Source organism: Anaerolineae bacterium (assembly GCA_016931895.1).
Taxonomy (GTDB): Bacteria; Chloroflexota; Anaerolineae; order 4572-78; family J111; genus JAFGNV01.
Genome location: JAFGDY010000037.1, coordinates 1 through 24,344 on the forward strand (window position 1 = coordinate 1; position 24,344 = coordinate 24,344).

Annotated in this window: 18 protein-coding genes; 5 read left to right on the forward strand and 13 right to left on the reverse strand. The window is 50.9% G+C overall.

Going from position 1 to position 24,344, the window contains the following annotated elements:
• The 12 genes from JW953_03095 to JW953_03150 form a co-directional block, all read right to left on the reverse strand.
• The coding region (locus tag JW953_03095; protein MBN1991663.1) for a radical SAM protein at nt 1–785 on the reverse strand (785 nt) is incomplete at its 3' end.
• 23 nt (nt 786–808) lie between these two features.
• Nucleotides 809–2,197, reverse strand: a complete 1,389-nt coding sequence (locus tag JW953_03100) for a radical SAM protein (protein MBN1991664.1) — start codon at nt 2,195–2,197, stop codon at nt 809–811.
• 105 nt (nt 2,198–2,302) lie between these two features.
• A complete protein-coding gene (locus JW953_03105; protein MBN1991665.1) occupies nt 2,303–3,328 on the reverse strand; it encodes an SH3 domain-containing protein in 1,026 nt (341 codons plus the stop codon).
• Nucleotides 3,312–4,265: a hypothetical protein gene (locus JW953_03110; GenBank protein ID MBN1991666.1), complete on the reverse strand. Its 954-nt coding sequence runs from the start codon at nt 4,263–4,265 to the stop codon at nt 3,312–3,314. Before JW953_03110 ends, JW953_03105 begins: the two co-directional genes overlap by 17 nt.
• Entirely contained in the window at nt 4,262–5,254 is a 993-nt protein-coding gene (locus JW953_03115; GenBank protein MBN1991667.1) for a radical SAM protein, read from the reverse strand. Before JW953_03115 ends, JW953_03110 begins: the two co-directional genes overlap by 4 nt.
• The gene (locus JW953_03120) at nt 5,223–5,564 is read right to left on the reverse strand and encodes a hypothetical protein (protein ID MBN1991668.1); all 342 of its coding nucleotides are present in this window, start codon (nt 5,562–5,564) and stop codon (nt 5,223–5,225) included. Before JW953_03120 ends, JW953_03115 begins: the two co-directional genes overlap by 32 nt.
• Entirely contained in the window at nt 5,565–7,028 is a 1,464-nt protein-coding gene (locus tag JW953_03125; protein ID MBN1991669.1) for a radical SAM protein, read from the reverse strand.
• A 50-nt stretch (nt 7,029–7,078) separates the two neighbouring features.
• Nucleotides 7,079–9,196, reverse strand: coding sequence for a HEAT repeat domain-containing protein (locus JW953_03130; GenBank protein MBN1991670.1), 2,118 nt, complete (start codon nt 9,194–9,196; stop codon nt 7,079–7,081).
• 107 nt (nt 9,197–9,303) lie between these two features.
• A complete protein-coding gene (locus JW953_03135; protein ID MBN1991671.1) occupies nt 9,304–11,157 on the reverse strand; it encodes a GAF domain-containing sensor histidine kinase in 1,854 nt (617 codons plus the stop codon).
• Nucleotides 11,158–11,190: 33 nt separating this feature from the next.
• Complete coding sequence (locus JW953_03140) at nt 11,191–11,349, reverse strand: hypothetical protein (protein ID MBN1991672.1); 159 nt, start codon at nt 11,347–11,349, stop codon at nt 11,191–11,193.
• 45 nt (nt 11,350–11,394) lie between these two features.
• Complete coding sequence (locus tag JW953_03145) at nt 11,395–11,850, reverse strand: DJ-1/PfpI family protein (protein MBN1991673.1); 456 nt, start codon at nt 11,848–11,850, stop codon at nt 11,395–11,397.
• 252 nt (nt 11,851–12,102) lie between these two features.
• The gene (locus tag JW953_03150; protein MBN1991674.1) at nt 12,103–14,307 is read right to left on the reverse strand and encodes a right-handed parallel beta-helix repeat-containing protein; all 2,205 of its coding nucleotides are present in this window, start codon (nt 14,305–14,307) and stop codon (nt 12,103–12,105) included.
• 397 nt (nt 14,308–14,704) lie between these two features.
• On the opposite strand from JW953_03150, the gene JW953_03155 reads away from it, so the two are divergent.
• The 4 genes from JW953_03155 (at nt 14,705) to JW953_03170 (ending at nt 22,807) form a co-directional block, all read left to right on the forward strand.
• Nucleotides 14,705–16,147 carry a sigma-70 family RNA polymerase sigma factor gene (locus tag JW953_03155; protein MBN1991675.1) on the forward strand — a complete coding sequence of 481 codons (1,443 nt, stop codon included), beginning with the start codon at nt 14,705–14,707 and terminating at the stop codon, nt 16,145–16,147.
• 69 nt (nt 16,148–16,216) lie between these two features.
• Nucleotides 16,217–18,409: an HD domain-containing protein gene (locus JW953_03160; GenBank protein MBN1991676.1), complete on the forward strand. Its 2,193-nt coding sequence runs from the start codon at nt 16,217–16,219 to the stop codon at nt 18,407–18,409.
• Nucleotides 18,410–18,818: 409 nt separating this feature from the next.
• Nucleotides 18,819–21,113, forward strand: a complete 2,295-nt coding sequence (locus JW953_03165) for a hypothetical protein (protein MBN1991677.1) — start codon at nt 18,819–18,821, stop codon at nt 21,111–21,113.
• Nucleotides 21,114–21,601: 488 nt separating this feature from the next.
• Complete coding sequence (locus JW953_03170) at nt 21,602–22,807, forward strand: tetratricopeptide repeat protein (GenBank protein ID MBN1991678.1); 1,206 nt, start codon at nt 21,602–21,604, stop codon at nt 22,805–22,807.
• A 38-nt stretch (nt 22,808–22,845) separates the two neighbouring features.
• Here JW953_03170 and JW953_03175 read toward each other — a convergent pair whose 3' ends face one another.
• The gene (locus JW953_03175; protein MBN1991679.1) at nt 22,846–23,001 is read right to left on the reverse strand and encodes a hypothetical protein; all 156 of its coding nucleotides are present in this window, start codon (nt 22,999–23,001) and stop codon (nt 22,846–22,848) included.
• Between the two features lie 218 nt (nt 23,002–23,219).
• Here JW953_03175 and JW953_03180 point away from each other — a divergent pair.
• Nucleotides 23,220–24,344, forward strand: a 1,125-nt coding sequence (locus JW953_03180) for a hypothetical protein (GenBank protein MBN1991680.1), incomplete at its 3' end; no start/stop codon positions are given.

Below are 24,344 nucleotides of genomic sequence, written 5' to 3' on the forward strand. Positions count from 1 at the left end.
ACAACGGGTTGCCGTTCTCCAACCATTGAAGCTGCATTAGTGCCTGGCTCGTACATTAATTCGTGCAGGTTAAGAAATTTGACGCCCGCTTCACTCCATTTCACCAAACAAGATAGAAGCTTGGCGGCATGCCCGGGAATGGCCGGAATTTCGACCGTGATGTTGGGGATGAATCGAGCAGCCGTGGCCACGTTTTCCATAACCGGGGGATGGTCATAGCCGGTAGCTGCCAGGTTGAAGCGAAGCTCGTCAAGCCCCAATTCTTCCAGCCGTTGTAAGAAGGCCTGATCGGCTAAAAGTCCATTCGTATAGAGCCAGTAATACTTATCCGGATATCGGCCCTTGAACCAAGCCAGCCAGTCGAACAATCTCTGGGGATTCAAAAAAGGCTCGCCGCCGGAAAAACTGACGCCGGTGATGCGTGTTCTGGCCTGATTCTCGGCGATTTCGGCGGGGGTTGCGCCAAAGGTGGAGCCGGCGTAGTCACGGGGAATAGCGTGGGGGCTATAGCAGAACGGACAGTTGAGATTACATTCCATTGTCACAAAAATACAGTCCCAAGCGCCTTCCTTGCAGGCCCGGCAGCCGGGAGAGAGATCGCCCAGGTATAGGATTTCCCCATCGGCTTCGACATGAAGGCCAGTGATTTGCTGCCTGGCCCGGGACACGTGAGTTTCCCAGGCCTGCCGGAGCAGACTGAGGTTGGATTTTTCTGGCTGGAAATGGTTGACCTCTTCATAGATTGCGCTCAAGCGCGTGGGTATTGTCTCTGTTGTGGTTGGCATTGACCCTCACTATCCTATCGTTGTCAAAACGCGCGCAGCAACTGGGCCTCTTGGGGATGCGCTCCCTGGCCCCGCCAGATGCCGTCTCCGGCCATGATGTACCAGAGCAAGATACGGGCCGTGATCTCTCGATTCATCACGCAACGCGGACTTGGCGTCTGAGTGTTATCGGCTTCGGCGGAAAAAGAGCGGGTGTAACAATCGCCGGCGCAGTGCCAATAACAAAAACAGTCTCGGCACCTGGTCTGCTTTTGCTCCAGGTAGGCCAGGAACGCGCGCCGGGCCTGGTCATCCACCATGACCTGCCCGCCAACAATACAGCCTATCGTGGACATTTTCGCCAGTGAGTGGCTTTTGCTGGCAATCTCGTAACAGGTCACCAGATTACCGGCCGGGTTGGCGATGAGCGCGCCATAAGGGGCGGTACAAAATGTCTGGGTCAGCAACCAGGGCCGCGCCCCGGAGTAGGTCAATTGCCGCCCGGCCCGTTTGGCGATCTCAAAAGCTTCCATAAAAGCAGCTACGAATGCCTCGCTCTCCACCTCGGTCGGCCCTCGATGTTCGCCCCGCTGGGCATTGAAAGCCGGCTCGACCTGCATGGCCGGGCAGCCGGTTTCCTCGCAAATGAAACGCACGTCTTCCGGTAGTTGGCTGCGCCAGGGGGCCATAGCCGTCATGCGAACGCCGTAAGGGAATTTGGCTCTATCCAGGGCCTCTATGGTGCGCATAACGGCTTTGAAAGAGCCACGGCCAGAGGCAAAGGGTCGTTGTTGATCTTGGGTTTCCGGCCCTCCGTCAAGCGAGATACTAACGCTGTTTAGGTTTTTGAGAATCCACGCCTGCTGGCGCGTAGACCAGATACCATTACTGACCATCGAGACGCGACAGGATAGCGTTTTACTGCGGGCGTAATTTGTGGCCTCTTGCAGAGTTTTCCAGGCCTGGACAGGCTCCCCGCCGCCGTGAAAGGTCAGATCAAAATATGGACGTTCCTGCTCGACGGCATTTTGGTAAACGTAATCAATCGCCGCCCGGGCTAACGCCAAAGAGAGATCCTCTACAGGTTCTTCCCCGCCATTGGCGTAACAATAGGTGCAGCGCAAGTTACAGCGATTGGTTAGGAGTAACACGGCCATCGTAGGATGATATGTAGAGTTTGGTGGTTGAGGAGGCGAAGGGTCCGGCCTTAGAAAACCAATAGATTTGAGAAAAGCTGCCGCCTCATCATCTTGGCCAGACAGGTCAGGAAACGACTTATGATGGGCCAAACGTAAGGTCAAGTCGGCCATAGGCCGGTTTCCCACGAAGGCCAATTGCAACAACGGCCGATAGAGAATAAACTTATCCTGCACTGGAATAGTAAAAATCTCCATAAGCATCAGTTTGGATACCAATAGTGAACCGTGTCGCAAGTTTGATTCTCCTTTTCTTTTTGAATTGTCGGAACATCAGAGTCAACGGGAACGACTCTTTGCCGGCCGGTCGTTTGTCACAAACATAGCTAATGACATACCATCTCAACAAGGATACCAATAGTGGCTGCTATGATTGTCGCAAGAACAGTCCGCATGGCAACCACATACCGGGGCGACGCAGTTGCAGGAACACGTCCAGCCATCCGGGATGGGAGAACCGCATGCCGCCCAGCGGGTTTCACCGCCGGGGCCGGTGAAGTTGATGCCTTCCTGATCTGGGGGAGTGCTGCCTGTCTGGCCCGGTAATTCTGCGATCACGCAGTTGCAGACACACACTGCGCCTTCTGGGATAGGCGACCCGCAAGGCATGGTATAGGTGAGTACTTCCCCGTTTTCATTCGTGAAGGTGTATTCAATACCTTCTTGGCCGGGCGCGACCGTACCCTGAACGCCTGGCGGCGTTGGTGTTGCAACCGGCGTTGGCGTTGCAGCCGGCGTTGGCGTTGCAGCCGGGGTGTTGGTAGGAGGAATATCGGCGATAACGGGCACATCGTCTGCGTTTTTAGCAATCACCATCTCGCCATAAACCCAACCCTGTTGATGGTTATAATCAATTTGATACCAAGACTCGTCCGCCAGGCGGCCGGTAATCAATAATTCGTCTCCCTGTTTGACTACCCCCAAGATATCATAATTTACGCCCGGCCCATAACGCACATTAAGTTCTTTGTTGTTAACAATGGCTATGGGTTGAGGGGTTGGGGTTTTAGTGGGGGTTCTGGTGGGGGTTTTAGTGGGGGTTCTGGTAGGGGTTTTGGTGGGGGTAGATGTACTGGTGGGCGCGGGCGTGTTCGTGGGAACCTTGGTCGGGGTAGGCGTTTTGGTCAGCATCATCATCTTTGTTGGGGTGGCCGTAGGCGCAGGCGCAACCGGCTGTTCTGGTTGCGCCCCACATCCAGCCATAGTGGCTGCGGCTGTGGCTGCGCCGGCAGCGGCCAGGAAATCTCGGCGGTTAAACTGCCAACCCGTCAGATCCTTTTGCACGGCGAATACCTGGGGTTCTTCCTTTGCCCCCTCTTCCTGTTTTGCTTCTTGATCTTGTTTTTTTCCATCAGGTTCTGTTGACATTATTTCCCTCCGTATTTAATAATTTTGATTTTTTGTAATAATCCTGGCAGATCGAACAGGTATGACAATTCTTATCACAATACAAAATATACTCGAACCATTCGTCCGATATGCCAATAGTTTCTAATACCGATGCTGGCCCTCCCCCTATATCATCTGGCAGAAGTGGCCGACACTGAATATAAGCTTCCAGGACCGTCAGGTATTTGGTTCGCTCGCGTAGCGTCACCCGGCCGGCCAACTTGAGACTGTCGTAGAGACCCTCATAATGAGCCAGATGTTGGGGCAATATCCAGGCGCCAGTTAATCTAAGCCACGGGCGCTCGTCTAACATTTGTTGGCAAAGAGATTTTGGCAAGAACTGACCATAACCCATCTCGTAAAAGTGTTGGGTACGATAGGGGCAACCAGGGAGACAGGCTTCGTTGACGAGAAGACGAATCTCTCCCGGAAAAGCCTGTCGCAATCGCTTCAGGCCCTGGATGTCGCGTACCAGTCGATTACTCGGTGCGATGGCATCTATGTAGTCTTGCACCATCAAAGCCTGTAATGGGGTGGCAATGTCCATCAAAACAGAAGCGGTAATGTTGAATTCAGGGAGGGTCTTTTTGATTAACCGGGCCAGGGCCAGACTGGTTACCGTTACCCGGCTCACGCCAAAGTCACCATGCAATTGCTTTAGAACGTCCAAAATCTGCGGCCCAATCTCCTCAACCGGCCGGGGCAGGACAATGGGATTAACCAGCACCGACTTGGGCAAAGGAGCATTTCGCAAGAAGGTATCCATCAGCTCTTCCGGCTGTTTGCCCCGGCCGGAGGCAGTAACCCCACCGGGCGCGGGAAAATAAACCTCCTTGATGTATGGGCCGAATCTATTAGCAATCTCTTCCCAAAAAGAGTGTGGTTGATCCACGTACGGAATGACCCAGGTTGTCATAAAGTTGCCTCCTGATAGGGAATGGCCAGCCTGAACGGGGTGTGGCGAAAACGCCGGATAGTGACGGCCAGACAGCCGCCGGGACATTCGCCAGCGATCTTGAACGGGCACGTAGAACATTCTCGGAAAATACCCGCCTGGCGATAGAGGCGGGTGCGAGAGGCAAAGGCCTCTCGCAAGGCTGGCGCGTCGGTTTCCGGGGTTAAGGGCAGGCTACCCAGATTGGATAGAGGATAGCAGTGGATCACCTGACCCTCAACACTTACATCCAGGATAGGATTGCATCGCCAACCCACGTCGGCTCCCGCAGTTTTGAGTATTTCCAGGTCTGTATCGGAAAACATACATCGCACAAAGCCACAATCAAATTCCAGGCTCACCCCGGCTTTAGCCGTAATGCGGGCAAAGCGGGAAATTTTTTTGCCAATAGCAACATATTGATTAGGATGAACATATTGATTGTCGCCGGAGAGACAGGGTTGGGCTATACCTAGACGAATAGCGGGTTTACAGCCTGCCTCAGTAATCATCGGCAGGAGAAAATCTAGCTGAAAATCAGCCTGGTAGATATTGAAACCCAACAAGACCCGTTCTCCCAATCGCCGGATAGCCATATACCGTCGTTTATGAAGCTCCTCCTTTACCGTCCTCGGTTCATTGACGTTGACCAAGATGGTACATTCAGCGACGGGAAGCGATTCCAAATAAAACAATACCTTTTTGGGCATCAGTCCATTGGAAAAGACGATGATCCGTTTGCCAGTTTTTCTGGCCCGCTCAATCAGTTCGACGAATTGCGGATGTAAGGTTGGTTCGCCACCCAACAGTCGAATCTCATCTATGCCAGACCGTTCCAGAAAACTCAAACTTTTCTCAAAATCCTCGAGGTCAATGAAATCCCGATGTCTTCCCGCTTTGTTCAGGTAATCAACGGTAAAACAATATGGGCAATTTTGATTACAGACGGTCGTGATTGCCAGATTCGCCACGTTTATTTTCCTCTACAACTTGAATGACGCCCCTACGCTGCCAGTCACGTAACACGGCTAGAAATATCTTTTTCGCCTCGCCGGTTGAGGTCCCCAGAAGTAACGACAGAAAACGGACAATCTTTTCGTATGGATAAGCCAGGATCATAAAATCCCATATCGCCGCTTCTGCGCCGCGAATAGGCCAGAACTGCTTCCTCGCCGGATCAACTAAGAGGATTTGGTCAGCGTCCCTCAACCAAGCGACGGCCGGCGCACAGCAATAGGTGAGACATTCGTCATCTGGCAACGTGGTTTTATGGGGCATCATTTACTCCTCTATATCAACCAACAAGTCTGACGCCTGCCGGATTGCTTTTTCTAACGCTTCGCAATCCACCAACAAGTCACGGGCCAGGTCTTCCCGCCCAATTGCCTTGAGAATGTTACGCAAGGTGATAATTCTGGTCTGAAGGCAGAGGCGATCATATTCACCTGTTGCATCAGATAAGGCGTGGTTTACGTGACATCCTCCGGCGCAATGCCATTTGCAGAAACAGCGAGCACAGAAGGGCTTGTTCCAGACGTTTAGATTCCGGGCAGAAGCAACGGCCTCGGCATCCAGTTCCACCGCGCCATCATCCCTGATGAACCCCAGGCACAGATTCAAACCTTTAGCTTCCCAATCCGACCGGAGCAAATAGCAAGCGCTGATGAGGCCATCGGGCGACACAATGGCCGTATCCTGTCCCACCGGGCAGAAAGTTGTTCGTCTGGCGCTGATATCCGCAGCGGCGTAAACAGGCGTTACGCCGTAGGCTTCCAAAACCCAGGCAGCGCGGATGAAATTGTGGGCGAACTGCCATGGATCCGGCGGCTCGAATCGAACTGCGCCGGGTTGGGCCATCGGTTGAACGGGTTCAAAGCATACCCCTTGGGGGCGGAAGTTTTGACAAAACCAGCGGGCAATTTCAGACATTCTGTTCACCGTCTGATCGGTCACGCAGGCTCGGAAAAAGAGGCCAGCGGCGCCCTCGGATAAAATCTTCGCATTGCGGACAACCGTCTGGAAACTACCCTGTCCATTCTTATAAGGCCGGTGCCAATTTTGGATGTCGGCCAACCCGTCTAATGACAACACAATTGTGTCCAGGTTGTCCGCCGCCCATTGGCAACGCTTTTCGCTGAAGGTTCCGTTCGTGGCTACCTCGAAACGAACGGTACACCCGATCTCCTCAGCCCGAATCCGGGCCAGGCTGACGGTCAAATCCAGTATCTCCTCGACACAAAAGGGTTCTCCACCAAAATAGTGGATTTCAGCATTACGTTGGCCAGATTCGCTCGCCATGCCCATATACCAATCTACGGCCTGACATGCCACTTCAAGGTCCATCACCTGGGTAGACTCGTCGGAAGTCAGGAAACCGCAGTATTGGCAGGAGAGATTGCAGCCCCGGGTAGGCAACAGCCCCAGGAATGCCGGCCTAAAATCTCCCTGCTTTGGCCCCGGCGCAGGGTTAGCCCTGGTACTCAAGACATGGATGATCTCGTCCAACTGTTTTCCGCCAACTTTTTTCCCGGCGGCCAGGCTCTCTCGCAAATGCAGTATCGCGGTGCGGTCGACCAGGGCGACCAGATTGTGAAGGGGAGCATAGATAACCAATTTGTCTAATACAGGAATGACAAATATAGAATGATTTAGGGATTCATTAGAGGCAGATAACGACCCCCACATAGGGACGCGCGCCGGATGGCTGTCATTGTTTACGTCCACAGTTTGGAGACAGGTAATCATAATCGCTTTCTTTCTTTAGATGTGACCCTGCGTATTCTGACTTGAACAGCTTATGGCTTGGCCAGCAGGGTGTGTATCAAGGCCTTGAAGGCTGCATACGGGATGTATTTGTCGGTGGGCGTGAATTGTTCGTTGCTGTAGCTCAATAGGTTGCGCAAGGGAGTTTCAAAATCGGGATTACTGAGCACACGGGCATGGTCGCACGCCTGGAGCAACGTCTGGATGTCGGTGGAAGATGATAACATCCCCTTAAATTGCCTCTTGGCCCCCTCATCACCCAAGATGGTCAGGGCAAAGAGTTTTTGGGGACGATCATTGTGCTGCCGTAATATCTTTCTCGCCGCCTCACCATCTTTGAAACCTATTCTCAACAAAGCCCAGAATGCGGCTCCAGACAACTCCTTGTTGTTCAGATAATGACCTATTTGCTCGGCAGCATTCACAGCTTGCAGACCGGCCAGGGCTGAGAGAATAGCCCGGCGGGTATCATCGGGCTGGTATTTTTGCAACGCCTCAACCAGGAGTGGCTCCGCCCGCGGATCCGACAATTGCCCCAATACCTCATAAGTGCAATCGCGCGTCGCCCCTCTCCCATTTTGGGTCAAACTAACCATCCGGTCGTAGACTTTCTCAACCCCTAACTTGACCACGGCATCCACTGCCGCCGAACGCACTGATTCCTGGCCGTCCTCAAAGCGAGCGATCAAAGCATCAATCAAGGCCGAACGATCTGTTCCCTGAGCGCCTAATTTGCGGGTCAGGCGTAATCGCACCACTTCATGGGTATCGGTTAGATGGCGCAAATAGACATCATCCGGCAACGGTTCAGAAAGATGCTCCAAAGCAATGGCCGCGGCGTGGCGAACGTTGCTATCTGGGTGATCCAAAGCCTGCATGATTTCGTCCAGCCATTTCTTCTCTCCCAAATTCACCAGGCCATACCAACAGCCTACTCGTTCCACCGGGTCAGTCGCCGTTTTCAGTAAGTCCGTGAAGAGCGGCTTGGCCGTTTCTACTTTCATGATACCCAAAGCCAAGGCCACGTTGAATCGCCGGTTGGCGTTACCCGTGAGAAGAGCCTCCAGGAGTTGAGGATGAATGCTTTCACCAAGGCGGCTCAGGGCATCAATGCCTTGAGGGTAAAAAGGCAACAAATCAAAGGCCTTTAGTAAGTAAGGTACAATGCGATTATCGGGAATCAAGACCAGCGCCTGGAGAGCCTGGATTTGCCGGGTTACGCGATCACCGAGGTAGTCAATGCAGGCGCCAATAAAGACCTTATCACGGATAAATGGCTTAAGGGCCTCACTGGCCTCGGCCAACGCCGCTATCTCCTCCGTTCCTTGTCCTTGGGCTGCCAGGAAGAAGTTGAGCAGCGAGGCGTCTCGGCGTTTGGTGCTTGTATCCAAGATAGCCTTCAGGTCAGCCTCAAAATCAAAACTGCTCAATACCTTGCGGGTGGCCAATTGAACCCGCTGGGTCGGGTTGTAGGTGTTCTGGATTAGAAAATCCACATTTACACCGGTATCAAAGGGAGGCGCTATTTCCCCGTAGATGGTAGATATTACCCCCAAAGCGGCAATGGCCTCAACGTACAGTTTGTGAGAGAGATAGTCCAGGGTAATGGCTCGAAACTTCAAGGCGTCATCCTCTTTTGCCTTACCTTTGTTATCGAAAAACGCCAGGCCTCGCTGGCGAATGCCCAGCATGGCCATTGTTTCCGAATCCACGGTGGTCAAGATTGTATTGCGCATCCCTTCCGGAGCGACTTGGGTAGACAAGGCTTCAACTGTCTCCGTTCTGGATAAACCCTCGGCTTCGCAAGTTTGGCGGATTTCCATTGCCAATTGATGAGCAAAACGTTTTTTGGTTCTGGTGGCTAACAGATTATGGAGAATTGGCCAGGCTACAACCATGCCTAGCGTCCCCCCCCAACAGAATATACCTCCACTTTGATTTGGGACCAGTAAGGACACAAGGCCGGCAATCACAAAGGGGCCCAGTCCGCCAATCAGAAAACTTAACCAGCCTCGTTTGCTAACCACCTTTCGGGCTGCTTGAATTTGCTCAATCCAAGTCTTAACCCAATCGTCCAGTTGATTGTTCTTTTCAATAGCCACTTTTGTTTCTGAATCTGTTGTCGTATTATTCACGTCAATGTTACTCATTTTTTTCTCCTGGCAAGATATGTTATTGGATAGCGTCGGCTCACCCGCAATACCAGATTATTTTCTTAGGCTGCTCCTTGCCATTGTTCATACGTTGGCGGCTGGGTTTATTCGCCTGGCGACGTATTAAATGGACGAGACAGCCGCCCCGTTGTTGCCCGCTTTTGCATACGCTCTTCTTTTGCTTTTGGCACATAGACGCTGATGTGCGTGCCCCGGCTCGGCGCAGAATTCATCGCCAGCTCGCCGCCGATCAACTCGGTTCGCTCCCGAATATTGACCAAACCCAGGCTTCCCCTTTGCTCGTAATTGCGCATAACCTTATCTATCTCAAACCCTTTGCCATCATCAACAATAGTGGCATAGATGGCGGTTGGAGATTCTTTGAGATGCACAATAATATTGTTGGCCTGGGCATGTTTGAGGGCATTGTTGACTGCCTCCTGGACTATGGCAAAGAGAGCTACCTCGACTTTATCCTCCAGCCGCGAAATCTGACCACTTGGCTGGTGGGTTTTCAGGGTCAGGGTCAGCCTGATTGTTTTGACTTCCTGCCGGCGGCGTTCCAGAAAAACTCGTAAAGCGGCAACCAGGCCCTCGGTTTCTAAAACCAGTGGCCGCAACTCAAAAAGCATCGTCCGCATCTGGTGAACAGCTTGCTGGCCTAACTCATGCATTGAGACAAATTGTTTTGGCAGTAGAGAGGGGTCTTTTTCCAATGCCTGCCGGCAGAATTGCAATTGCATCATCATGGCGCTGACCAATTGGATAGGGCCGTCGTGCAAATCGCTGGCTACTTCTTTACGAGTTTGCTCGCCAATCTCAATCACCCGGTCCCGTTCGGCCAGCATATTCTCACGCAAACGGGCATTCTCAATGGCAATGGCGGCACAAGAAGCTATGGCCTGGAGTAACTCCAAATCGTTCCGGCTAAAATCTCCTTTTTTGTTTCTCACCTCTAACACGCCAATAACCCGGTCATACAGAACCAGCGGCGCGCACAGTAGGTTGCGCGCCGGCTTGTTTCCATTGTTCATCACAATGGCTTTGCCGGTCAGGGCGACTTTACCGGCAGCACCTTGTCCTTGGCGAATACGAAATGACCTGGCCGAGGCGGGGTTGTTCCCCAGGACAGTTTGAACAACAAGGTCGCCCGTTGCTGGCTCCACCAAAAGCAGCAAGGCCGTCTCTGCATTGAACAAATTGTAAACCTGGCTCATAATGCAGTTGAGCGCGTCGTCAAGTTGAAACGTGGCAGAAAGCGTGCGGGTTACATTATTTATGGCTACCATTTCCATGGTTTGCCGTTGACCGGCCTCAAACAGGCGGACATTACGGATGGCAATGGCCGCCTGAGTGCCAATGGCCGAGAGCAGCCACAGGTGACGATTGGTGAAAGCATCAGGCTCATAGCTCCAAACAACAATAGCCCCCAACGCATTTTCATGGGGCAAGGCGGGATTGAGAAGAGTCGCCCCCAGCCAGGAGCGAATTGGCTTTTCAGAGCGAAGCCGATTGCTCTCAATGACATTGTTTTCAAGAATATCTCGCGCCAGGAGGGGTATCTGGTGGGTAAGGGGAATATCGCTCAAGTTTTGACGATTCGAGAGCTGAACCGAAAAAGGTTTCATTTTCTGACCCTGCTCAAAAACAAGCAAAAAATCCAGGGTATGCGCGCGCTCATTGTAAACTGTTATGGCAAAGTTTGAGGTGTCTATCAGGCGGTTACTCTCTTTGTGGAGTTTTGAGATGACCTCTTCAAGGCACAGGCTCGAGTTGATAGTTACCCCAATGTTGTACAGGGTGGTAATTTCTTTGTTCTCTTTGGTCAGTCGCCCAAACATAATCTGGCCGACCTTGTTATCGGCCCAAGTTGGCGCGCCCGGCGTGTTTTTTGTAGCCTTGCCACCTTGGGGTAAGGCGCCCAACGGAAAAATATCTGGCTTTGGTATTCCGGTCATGTCAAGCCACATTATTGCGTCCTAAAGAAATGCTCAACCTGGTTTCTCAATTTTGGTTTCTTTACCAAACATTGCCCTTATAGACCAGCCAACAATCTCTGAGATAATGAATGCAACAATCCAGTTCATGTCGAAGGCAAAGATAAGAATAAAAAAGACGGTTAGATCAACAATGTATGATATAGTTTTCATTGGTTTCTCCTGTTACGTATAATTCTGCAATACAAAATATCACCTCTATTGAACAGAGGTTGTCAACGAAGCGGCCAATTTACGCACAAATTCGGCCAAACCTTCCTCTGGATAAACGATGACATTGTCTGTAGATACTGGAAACAGCCTCAGATTGGCTATATCAGGTTCATTCAACTGCCCAATCACAAACCTGGCACGCTTTGAGTGCGCCTGATAAAAAAACTCACGCAAGCGTGGGTCATTCCTGAGCTGTTTAACTCTTGGTGATTTACAAGGAATGACCACACAAATTGCGTTAAGGGCCAGGGGCAACGTTTCATCAAGTGTTAAGTCGGGAACCAAAGCCAGGCCATAAATACCGTTTGAACGCCGTTGCGTCAGGCCAACCACTTTCACTCGTAGCCCGGCCCGGCGCAGTTCGGTGACAAAAATAGTGGCTGCTGTCTCCTCAAATTCGTCTGCCCACAAAACAAAAACATAATCTTCAGCTCTGGGCATAGGCTATATCCTGCTTATAGAGAAAATTGATCGGATGACTGACTGAAGGCACTTAGCGCCGCGTTTCTGCCGATTACGGGTATAAAAACCAACGTTGTGAGCGCAACCAACCTCAATTACTAGGGCGTCACTAAAACGAACCAGGATTAGCAACTCGGTAGCAAATGCTTTGTTAGGCGAGTTCTTCTCGTTATTGCCATAGAACATCTCTGTTAACGACTGAAATGGGCGTGTGGATACCAAAAGCTACCACTATGATTGATGACATAGTATCACCGGTAGATAGACCTTGCGTGAGCTTGATTCCACCAAAATCGGAGCAGGGTCAGCTTGAAAGCGACCATAAATATCACTAATAACCACAGAACCGGTAATGATACTGGGTGCATCAGAGGCAATCTGCACCGCAAAAGAGATAATGGTAGGGGTGGTAGAGAACACGGTGCCCGTCCAGGCGACAACGCCAGACGCATACTCCCCATCGCCATTGTTGCAGTTCAGCGGGCCAAGATAATTTACATAACTAGAAAGTGTATCAGTGAGACGTACACTCATGGCCATATCAGTAGTGTTGGTCAAGGCAAGGGTATAGGTTACCACGTCTCCCGGCGCTACTGTGTCCGGCGAGGCTGTTTCGACGACCACCAACGGCCACCATTCATCCGCCCCCAAGTCGTAACCGCCATAGTGGGGACGGGTTTGACCATCTACATCGTTCGTGGTGCCTTTGTCAATCCCAGCGTCAACCGCCGCCGAACCAGGGCCTACGATATGGTAATCGTAGCCTGCTGGGTTCGCAAAAGCGGGATTGCCGGTGTCCTCGTTAGTGATCAGGAAAGTTCCTCCACCACTGGTATTAATGGTGTTGCCCCACCAGAGAATACCGTCAATAACGGCTATATTCGAGTCATCTCCATTGACTTCAATTCCCGCGGCCTGGCCGGCAAGGATGGTATTGTAGAACTTGGGCTGGGACACCTGGCCGGAAGAAGTGTGCCCAACATAGACTCCGATAGCTTCCGGATCGACCGGGCCGCCGTTATTAGCAATCGTGTTGTGGTATAACGTAGGCGAACTCCCAATAATACAGATACCAGAGCCTTTGCCTTCAGCCTGGTTGTTGGTAATAATGTTGTTCACCAGCAGGGCGTCATCGGCATTGCTGCTCACGTAAATTCCCCCGCCTCGACCTTGATTCAAGCAACCCGTAATTGAGTGGCAAAATTCGTTGGCCCGGTTACGCCGGATAATATTCCCTTGTAGGATAATATTATTGCCTTCTATGTACACGCCCCCGCCATTACCGTGAGGAGCAACAGGGTCCAGGCCCGAAATGTTATCCTGAATAATATTATTGGTCAGGGTAAGAGGGGCTCCCCTGGAGTGCAGATATACGCCTCCCCCTTTGGCCCCAAAAGTCTCGTTTTGATTATTTTGGATCAGGTTTCTCTCCAGCAGAGTAGTAACATTACCTCCTACCTGATCAATGTGTACGCCGGGGTGATTATCGTCTATTGTATTATTGATCAGAACAGAGTCGGTCGCGTAAACAAATACGCCAGGATCACTGTGTCCCTGGATTACATTATTGGTTAGAGTGATAACTCCTGCAAACTCTGCATAAACACCGCCGCTCTTGGTATTATTGAGAATCTGATTGCCGATCAAGCTGGCCTGGCCGTCCTTTAGATAAATTGCGCCGAAAGTCGTCACCCCATTCGATTTATTGTCTTGAAGGATGTTATTGACCAAGGTTACCAGACTCCCGGAACCAGTAATATTAATAACCGACCCCCGAGGCGTGCCACTTGTAGCGGTATTATCTTGGATCGCGCTTTGTTTAATTGAAGCATTCATCCCACTCAGGCGTAAAGCGGCGCCTTCCTCCCCTCGGTTATTCTGAATGGCGCAGTTTTCAATTGTGGCAAGGCCATCCTTCATATATACGCCGCCTCCTGAACTGGGGGTGGTATTACTCATAATCCAGGTATGGTTTAAGGTCACCGTAGCTTCCGTAGCTCGCAGCCCGCCTCCTGCCTCCCCGCCAGTTATGCCAGTAGCGTTGCCATAGGTCAAGCGCAGACCCTCCACAGTGACGTTCACATCGGGTCCGGCAATGAACATCACCCGGCCCAAGGTTTGAGCGTTTAACTCAGTCAGGTTGGCTTCCGGGTCAGGGGTAGTCCAATTACTGGTGGTGTAGCCGCCTCGAATGGTAATTATCTTGCTGATGTAGACGACTTGAGCCATTCCACCCAGATTATTGATGCCGGTATAAGTTCCCGCCGCCACCTTGATGAGGTCGCCAGGGTCGTCGGCGGCGTCTACGGCATCTTGCACGCTGGTGTAGCAGGGGACGGGCACGCCGCTGCAAGATAGGGCGACGTGGTAAATACTTACACCGTCGTTACCCTGAGCATAAACAGAAGGCGGTTGCCCACCGAATAACCATAACAAGGATGACGTTAGTCCTAAGCTTAAAACAAAAACTACACTTATGTTAATTGTCAAACGTCTCATCAGTAAACCCTAACCTTTCGATTCAATCATTGACGCATTTTTCTATCAAGCACACAACCTGCGAAATAGGTATTCTATTTTAATCCCGATATTTCCATTTTCGCCTAACTTAGGCTTAAGCTTAAGCCCTTATTATGAGTATCGTATGGTCTCATAGAATCATCATACCCTAAAAACTCTATCTTGTGCTCCCTCTTTTATATCTATTTCTCCACCTTTATTATTAAAATCTATCCTGACCTATCCTCAACCTCACCTGTTTCTACATTTTGTATTGTTTTCAGTTGGCATTTATGGTATCCTAGAGGTAACTGGCACGATTGAGGAGGGTTTTATGGGGCAGAAAGATTTAGGCGCCGTTCCAACAAATTCAATATCCTTGCCAACACTCAAGGATAATCTTCACACAGCCCTCAAACTGTGGCACAAGCCTGGCACAAACACCAGCCCTCTTGATGATCTTTATCTCTTCCGACAAATTCAACGTGAAACGGGCGACACCCGCGAAGCAACCAACCGGGTGATTCTTGATGCCTTACAGGCGTTAGAAGCAGAACAGGGACAGTACGCCCGCCTATTGCGCCTTCGGTTTCTGGATCAGATGAAGGTATATACCATTGCCCGACAACTCAATATCGCCGAGGGTACAGTTTATAAACGGCAACAGCAGGCAATACATCACTTGGCTACGCTTCTACACAGGTTAGAAGGTCAGGCCAGAAATGAGTGTCAGGCTACATTAGAAAGGCGATTGAATCTTCCGGTTCAAGTGGATCTGGTTGGGGTTAAAAGTGAGCTAAATACGCTCCTGGATTTATTGGCCGCCGTCGGGCCGCCATGGCTCATCTCAATTGAAGGGATCGGGGGTATTGGCAAAACTACCCTGGCCGGGGCTTTGGTTCGTGAAGTAGCCTTGACCGACTATTTCAAAGCCATCATCTGGAAGAGCGCCAAACAACAAGACTTTCTCCCTCCTTTCGGACTTCAGCCGACAAATCAACCGGCGCTTGATGTAGATGCGTTAGCTAACAGCCTGCTTGAACAGCTCAACGCTGAAGCGCCCCTCTCGACTTCTCTCCAGACAAAATTGGCCACGCTAACTAAATTACTTAAAGAAACCTCCTATTTTGTGGTTATTGATAACCTGGAAACAGTGATTGACTACCAAACCCTGCTGCCTACGCTCCGCCAGTTGGCCAATCCAACCAGATTTCTGTTGACCAGTCGCCACAGTTTGCAGGCTTACTCCGACGTTTATTGCCTCTGCTTGAGAGAATTGAGCCGGGCCGACACGTTCACTTTTCTCAGAGATGAAGCGCGCGTGCGGCGGATCCCGGAATTGACCGCTGCCTCGCAAGCTGAATTGGAAAGTATCTATAGTATTGTGGGCGGAAATCCCCTGGCCCTTAAACTAATTGTGGGGCAGATCCGTTTTTTGTCATTGCCCCGGGTGCTTGAAAACCTTAAACAGGCGCAAGGCGAAAGAATAGATGAGTTGTATACCCATATCTATTGGCAAGTCTGGCATACCCTGGATGATGCGGGGCAAAAGGCGCTCCTGGCAATGCCGTTAGCCCAAGAGGGCAATTTTGCCCAATTGGTTGCCGTAAGCCAGCTTGGCGTGGACCAATTGAACAAGGCTTTGGACCAACTGGTCACACTTTCTCTGGTTGAGGTTCAGGGAAATCTTCAAGATCGTCGTTATCGCATCCATCGTTTGACCGAAACCTTTTTGCTCAACGAGGTGGCTAAATGGGAAGCAGTGGCCGAGACGTAGCAGCTCCAATTGCCAAGGTATAGAACCCGTCTATAAGCCGCGCCCGGAGCGGTGGGCGGCTCTGACCTTATGCCCTGTTCCGACGCGCCGGCGTTGCGCGTTATCTTGTGGGGAGTATTGAAGCCAATGCACAATTTGGGTAAAATCATCCACCGCTTTAACCGGGGTTGTTTGTCTTTCCAGCAAGCTCTTGATGCCGTGGTCGCGGGTGATATTCCTGAGTATGAAAATGCGCTCAATACAGCAGCCACACAAAGCGTTAGCGCTTTAGAATTAGCCTTAAAGGCGTACTTGTACGACGTTTGTGCAGGACAGATATTATCAAAAGATGGAGTGGAAATCAGCAAACCTACTTTTTATGATTTGACCAACGGCATGCAGCGCTATGCCAATCCTCCTCCCGAAGCCCAGTTAGTTAAACGGTTGAAAACGTACAGGAATCTCCGAAACTTAGCCGAACATCAGGCCACGATTCCACCCTTTGCGGAGTTACGCAACGCCATACAAGATATTCGACAGGTCATTCTTACCTATTTGCCTGTCGAGAAAAACCAGTTGGAATCGCCCCCCTCCCCTCACTTTATCTCTGGTAGTATCCGGGTAGAGTCCCAAAGCGCCCAAGAACTGATAATCAGCTATTACACTCGTCGGTTACAAAAACTCAAAGAGCAACAGGCCTTGCGGGGATTGAATACGCCTCCTGAGATTTTAATAGAAATAGAGGACATAGAAGGGAAAATTCAGGGATTACAAAAAGAGACGCCCCGGTTTTCACTGGAGCACCTGGGCCCCAGATTGGAACCCATCCAACAAGCAATCATACAAATCCTACGCTCTACCCAACCAGCGCAAGAACAGCCTTACTTTCATCACGTTGTCCAGGTCATTAGCTATTTAGCGCATCTGATAGGGTTGCTGCCGGCTGATAAGCAACTAAGTGAGTTAGAAACATTCACTTTGATTGCGGCGGCATATTTGCACGATATTGGCCGGTACTTTCCCCAGCTCAAACGCGCCATTGTTTTCCAAAATCGGGTGAAGCCGGGCAATGATCATAACCTGGAACAACTTGCTCAACTGGTACGCGACTATTATCACGAGCTATCGTCCGAATGGATTAAAAATAGCCTGGCCGGTGGTCTATATCCTTCGTTGGGTTTGACGCCGGCAGATCCGGTGTCGGAGATTGCCCTGGTTTGTCTGGGACATCAAGAAGCTGACTTGGCCGCCGAAAAGTACAGAGCTTCAGGTAGTGGCCCCCAACAAGTACGTCCGGCATTGCTGGCGGCGCTTCTCAGCCTGGCAGACATGCTGGCTTTGACTTCCGCCAAACCTGCGGTAAACGAACTGGGGCAAAAGAAGGAACCTCTTGAAACCCAGGTATTCAGCTGGCTGCGCTCCTATCTGGAACGTATTTCAATTCAAGGTGGGCATATCCGCTTTCACTATCAACTCCCCTTGGACGAAAACAGTCTTTCCGTCCGGGTGCTATTATCCGGGCCAATCCAGCTTCGTCTCCGCGAGATCCGGCAAATTTTAAGCGACAATGGGCTGGTGATTGCCTTGGACTCCTCGGTAAGCCAGGGGTCGGCCGCCAAGATGCCGCCCGACGTGCTGGCGCATACTCAAAAGTTGGCTCAACAACGATTGACCTCGGTGATAGGCGCCCTGGGCCACCCATCCAAACCTGGCTTTGTTTACCATTTTACAAGCTTACGTCAATGTCCTTGTCCTATCTTGAGGTGGACCAGCCTGGCCGGCGCAGGTCGTCGCTACCAGTGCCAACTGTTTGATATACAACAAAAATTGTTGGCGCAATGGGAAACAAATGATCTAGAAATCACTGTGCCCAAAGACCAGGTTGAGCCGGGTGCGCAATACGAGTGGATCACCTATGCCTACGAGGGGAAAAAACAATTGAGAAGTTGGGAGGGCGGCATCTTCTGGCTGGTTGATGAGCAAACGGCCCGGTGGATAGACCGGCAAACGACGTGGTACGAGGAGATGGATTCCTTTGAACGCCAATTGATGCAAGGAGGAATATTGGCGCACTACGGGTTATACCAGGAAGCGAGCGCGGTCTATCAGACGGTTCTGGAGCAAGGAAACGACATGGAGCAATTACAAGCTCGCCAGGAGCTTATAACGTTGTATGAGGATATTAGCCGGCAGTTGAATAAGTTAAATCGGCCTTCCCGGTCTGACCAGTATCTTGATCAGGCTTTGACCCTGGTCAAAGAGCTACAGGATAAGATTGTTTGAGGGCAGCTTGGCAATAAAAAGGGTGCCATCTACTACAACCGGCAGTCTTCGGTTGGTGACTCATCATAATAAGCAGTTGTTTAGACGCATAAATAAAGGAGATAGAGTCATGAAAAAAATGAATTTCTGGGCAGTAACTCTGGCAGCGGCCTTACTATTGGCCTTGGTAACCCTGACAGGATGCAGTCAGGCCACCCTAACACCCGAGAGCGTCGGTCTTGAACCGACCTCTACGCCTCTTGCTACACAGCCTCCCCCTGACACAACCGTCTCTTCGTCTACGTCCCCAAGTCCTCCTACCTTGCCCACATCTTCGGTATCAACTCCAACCTCCACTACGTCTATTCCAATCCTAACACCTACCCCCCCCCGCCAGCCGCTCAAATCTCCTGAAGAGGTTGAATTTGATATGGCTTATGGCGCCATCGAGGCCCGGCACACCGGAAACAGTGGCCAACTGATCGTGCTGATTGGGGAGAATCACGCCAGCTATAAGGTGCAAGAGAACGTCGCTCGCATCGCGGAACAGTTGCTGGCTAAATATGATATTCCGCTCCTGTTGATCGAGGGCTACGGTGAAGCCGTGGATACGAGCTTTTTCGACGCCATTCCAGACCCAACGATCCGCCGTGAAGTGGCCTGGGCTTTTTTGGAGACCCACGAAATATCAGGCATCGAGTACGCCGCCCTCGTTGCTGGGCCAGACGTCAAAACAATCGGCGTAGAAAATATGGCTCTGTGGAACCAGAGCAAGACAGCAATGGATCAAGAGACGGATCTCGATGACCCGGCTGTTCAGCAGGGCTGGGAAGACCTGATTGATCAAGTTTCCGCCCTGGTCGAGAAGCTGGAGTACACCGATGAATTGGACCAGAAAATAGCCGATTTTATTGATGAAAAAATCGACTTCATCGAATTCTACGACTACCTGTTGGAAACCGCAGCCAAAGAATCTGTTTCTACAACCGCCCTGGAGACGGCCTATGAGGAATTTCAAAAAACACTCACCCCGATTCTCAGGATAGCGGACGAGCGAGATCTCCCCATGGTGGACAACTCGCTGGCAGCGATGAAACAGGAAAATGCAGACGTAGCCATTCTATTGATGGGCCACGCCCACTTTCAGGGCGCGTCAGAAGAAGGCGGCATATCGGCCCTGTTGCAGGACAAAGGGGTTTCTTACGTCTATATCTTGCCAGACGGTACTGAGGACGAGACAACAGAGGAAGAGAACCAATACTACGAAGCTCAATTGAACGAAATCCCGTCCACTTTCGAGGCCTGGTTGAACAGCTTCTTTAAACCCAAACCTTCCCTCGTCAGGCCCAACCACCAGGCCGCGGTCGAGGCCGTGGGAAAGATTGTTTTCCTGGAAAAGCTGGTTCAATCAGGCCTGAGTTGGGATCAAATTTCAATGGCTCACGCCGATTTACTATCAAGCGGCAAAATTCAGTTCCAGAACGGGTTCCGGATATCGGAACGATTCAGCGTCTACCCCTCTCGGTTCAAGGGAGAGAAGCAGAATGAAACGTTTGTCTTTACAGTTTCTGACTCTGAGCCTGAAGTATCCCATCCGCGCGACCTTATGGCCTGCTGGCAGGTGGGAGATCAGTGGATATCGGTCATCAAAGGGCGCAGCGCAGACATCCTCATCCGGCGAGGCATCGTGGCTAAACAGAGTGAACCGGGAAAGACATTTGGCTATGCCTATGAGATTAACGGAGGCGAAGGAACGGCCTGGCAGGTTGGTGGTCAAGAAATTACGCTTCCAGATATCTCTTGGGATACGTTCAACGCTTTGCTTGATCCGGAAAGGCCGGTAGATGGGCGGGCAGAAAAAGAGGAAAAGATCAAGGCCGCCCTAAGCGGCGGGGGTGACGGCCAGGAACCTCCTTTTGATGGGCCGCCCATCATTTTTCCCGACGAAGAGCCGGATATTCCCGACGGCGAAGGAGGCGAGAATTATGACCAGGGAAGTTATTTCCCCCCAAGTGATGAATCCGGCCAGGGGCAACCGTTGGACTCACAAGCGCTGGCTATTCGCCTGTCACAATGGCTGCCCAATGAGCCGGTCGTCTACCTTGATGGCAATCCTGAACTGGCCAAGGAAAATCTTGACCAACAGACGCCAGCGCGGGTAGAGAACTTGGGGGTCGTGGTCGACGAGACATCGCTGAATGATGAACAGAGAGAATTCGCCCGCCAAATACCGGAAGCGGTTAAGGATGCCGGTGTGACAGTGAGCGACGAACAGATATCTTTCTCGTTGGATAACTTTCCGACGACCCCCAACGTCTTATTCATCACCGCTGAGAATGACGCCCAACTGGAGGCGCGCTTGACTGAACTTGGGGGAAAAAATCTATTGAGAGATAAATATATCGTCCTGCTGACCTGTGGCGATGAAGGGTTGCGCGACTTTGCCAATTGGGTCGTTCAAGAGTATGGTCTGACCGGCTTGCATCTCTACCGGGACAAGATACACGCGAACACCCTGCCCCTTATTGTTGGCGAAGCGTACCGTTTGGCTCAAGCAGAACCCGACCTGGCCCCGGCAGAGTTGATTGATCGGGCTATCGAGCAAGCGATAGAAAAGGCAATGGAAGATGAGTTAAAACAAAATCTGAACCGTCTGAAAAACAACGGTTGGAATCAGCTCTCGCATCAACTGGATTTGCTAGACGATGGTCTAATCCCTTGTTAAGGATGAAGCCGAATAAAGTATGAAGTATCCGAGAAATTGACAGAGGCGGCTCTCATGCTGTTGTAAATGGGGGTGGGAGCCATCTTTACATAATTATTTTTTCCCTGTGCCCTAACCTGTATGAGGCTACCTCGAAGGCGCTTCGGCTTCGCTATCGGGCCAGAACCAAACCAGAAGGGCTAAATCGGGTAAACAATTTGACTGCTTCTTTGAGGTCAATTTCCCCCTTGCGATATTTTTAATGAAATCAAATCTCATCAATACGTTGCCCTGGTCAGGGTGTATCCCCATTTTGTGATATTCAACATAAGACATCAAGCCACTTCGATTTTAGATCTGTTTGAGCGGGTGACTTTCCGTTCCTTATAATTCAGGCTATGAAGTTGCGGAACGGTTGCCGTTTCTCTACTTGACGTTGTTTACACCAGATTTTCATGGTATGCTATGGATAAGTTCGTTGGATTTTGTTCTTATCCATGGTATTCCTTATGACAAACAGCGACCTGGCCAATGGTCAAAATTTCTCCGGCCTTTTTCGCCATTACGTCCTGGCCAATGTGCAATACTGGCAGAAGTACGTCACCCAACAATCCACCGACATCGCTGCCCTGGACCGCGAGCGAGATCGTATTCTCAAGGCCATTTCATTTGCCCTCGACCTGGAGATAGCCTGGCCGTGCGTCTACCAAGTGATCGTGACATTCTCCTCATTTATGGAAAGGCGTGGTTACTGGGAAAGCTGGAACCGGTTGTTGGACCAAGCTCTAAAAGTGGCCCAGCGACTTGAAGATGTAGCCAAAGCTACCACTTTATCAGCTTTGTTAGCCCGGCTGTTGCAGCAGCAAAGCCGCATCGGGCCAGCCATCGTCCAACATCGACACACTGTTCGGCTGGCCCGCCAAATAGGCAACCGCTTTGAGGAAGCGCGAGCCTGCACCAACCTGGGTTTTCTTTATATTGAACAAGGTCAGTGGCATCGGGCCGAGGTTTTGTGTTGTCATGCCTTGAACATTTTTGAAACCATCAATAGTGACCACGGACGCGCTCACACCGAGAATCACCTGGGGGTTCTATATACCCGAAAATGTTTCTGGGACAAGGCCGAACAGCATCTTGAGCGTGCCTGCGCAATCTGGCAAACTATGGCCGACAATCATGGCTTGATGCGGGGGTTCATCAACCTGGGTTTGCTTTACAACCAGATGGAATGTAGTAAAAAATCCCTGGACTATTTAAAGAAAGCTCTTCATCAGGCCAGAATTACTGGAGAGGAAATCGAACTTGGCTTAATTTATTTAAATATGGGCGTTGCTTACAGGTTAAGCGGTGAGCCGGTGCAAGCAGAAGCACAGGCTCGGCAGGCAGAAGCAATCTTCCGGCAATCTTCAAATCCAATCGGGCTGGCTTTAGCATGGATCAGCCTGGGGGGAGCCTACATTGATCAAAAAATATGGAACAAAGCTAGAAGATACCTGGAAGCCGGATTAGATGCCTGTCGAAAGTTAAAAAATGAGTATGGTGAAATCGAAGCCTTGATTGGCGTAGTAGAATATGAATTAGCGAGAGAAAATCAACAGCTAGCAACAGAGCAACTGAATGAATTAGAGAATCTCAGCCAATCACGTAACTGGGATGCACGCTATCCTTACTTACAATCACGACTCATAAAATACCGTTGCAGCTTGTCAGGCTAAGGGTCTAACAAACTGCAACAGGCTAAAGCAATTACAAACTAACAGCCACCACCGGAAGCGCCGCCAACATTACAAGCATGAGCCTGCGATGTCACCGACAGCCCCAGCGAGTCAGCCACCACACCCAACGAACCGGCGACTGCGGCCAGCAAGGCCAGACCCGTGAGAACAGCAATGATGCGCTTTTTCAACATCTCGAAGGACCCCCTTTCCGTAAAATTAGGAGAGCCATTGAGATGAAGGATCCCTCGGTTGAACAGTTGAAACGTCGTTCAACCCACTCGCGAATGATCTGTGGCCCGGTTTGGATCAGGATGTTTGGGCCGAAACATCACTAACTATCCTGCTTTTAGAATATCAGCCTGCGTCGCACAGGTGCGCTACATAAATTGCACACATGGAGGAAAAACACGTGGTCAGGTCTCGCTCGCTGCCAAAATATAAGTATGACTTGGCTGGCTTTGTTGGCATGCTGCGCCAGCAAGTTTTCTCCTCTCAGGCTAAGGCTGCCGCCCACTTCCATTTGCATCGCACCACGATTGTTCGATATGAGAGAGGAGAACTGGCTCCTCCTTTAGGCTATCTGGCTTGCCTGGTCGGGCTATGCATTGATCAACTAACCCTGGCCGGCGAGAAAGAGGTTGAGGATTGCCAACAAACGTTCCTAAAGGAAGCTAACCGGGCCATACACCATGACTATCAAGACCTCCCCTTTCAAAATTGGGGTGAATTATGCGCTGTTGCTGACGAGTATTTAGCGAAACGTCGCAGCATTGATCATCCTCTTGATACCTCTACCACCCAAGCCACAAATCAGAATATTCGAGCCGAAACAGCATTTGCTTTGGATGACTTGCGACAGGGGATTGTTGGCGCGACGCGACCTTGTCTCCGAGATTGGGGAGAGGCTCCTGATGTAAGCATGTTTTACGGGCGACAAAAAGAATTGGCTGAGTTAGAGCGATGGATTGTCGATGATCACTGCCGGTTGGTTGGCGTGCTAGGCCTGGGGGGTATTGGCAAAACTGCGCTCACGGCAAAGCTGGTAGAACAAGTTAAGCATCGGTTTGATTACATTATTTGGCGTTCGTTACGCAATGCCCCCCCCGTTAAAGATATTCTCAATGAGTGTTTCCAGATTTTGTCCAATCAACCCCAAGACGACACAGCAGGCAGTGTCAATCGGAGCATATCACGCTTGGTTGATTGCTTGGGCCGGCATCGTTGTTTATTGGTACTTGATAATGCTGAGGCAATCTTGCAGGAAGGCGAATGGGCTGGCCACTACCAGCCCGGGTATGAGGATTATGGCGAGTTATTGAGGCGAGCAGGCCAAACTAATCATCAGAGCTGTTTGATACTGACCAGTCGAGAAAAGCCTGGGGAGTTTGCTCCGTTGGAGGGAGAAGTCTCGCCGGTTCGCTCACGCCAACTCACCGGTTTAGGACAAACAGAAGGGCGAAAGATTTTGAAAGATAAAGGTCTTTCCGGGCCGGACGAGGCTTGGGCCGCTCTCATCCATCGTTATTCAGGCAAT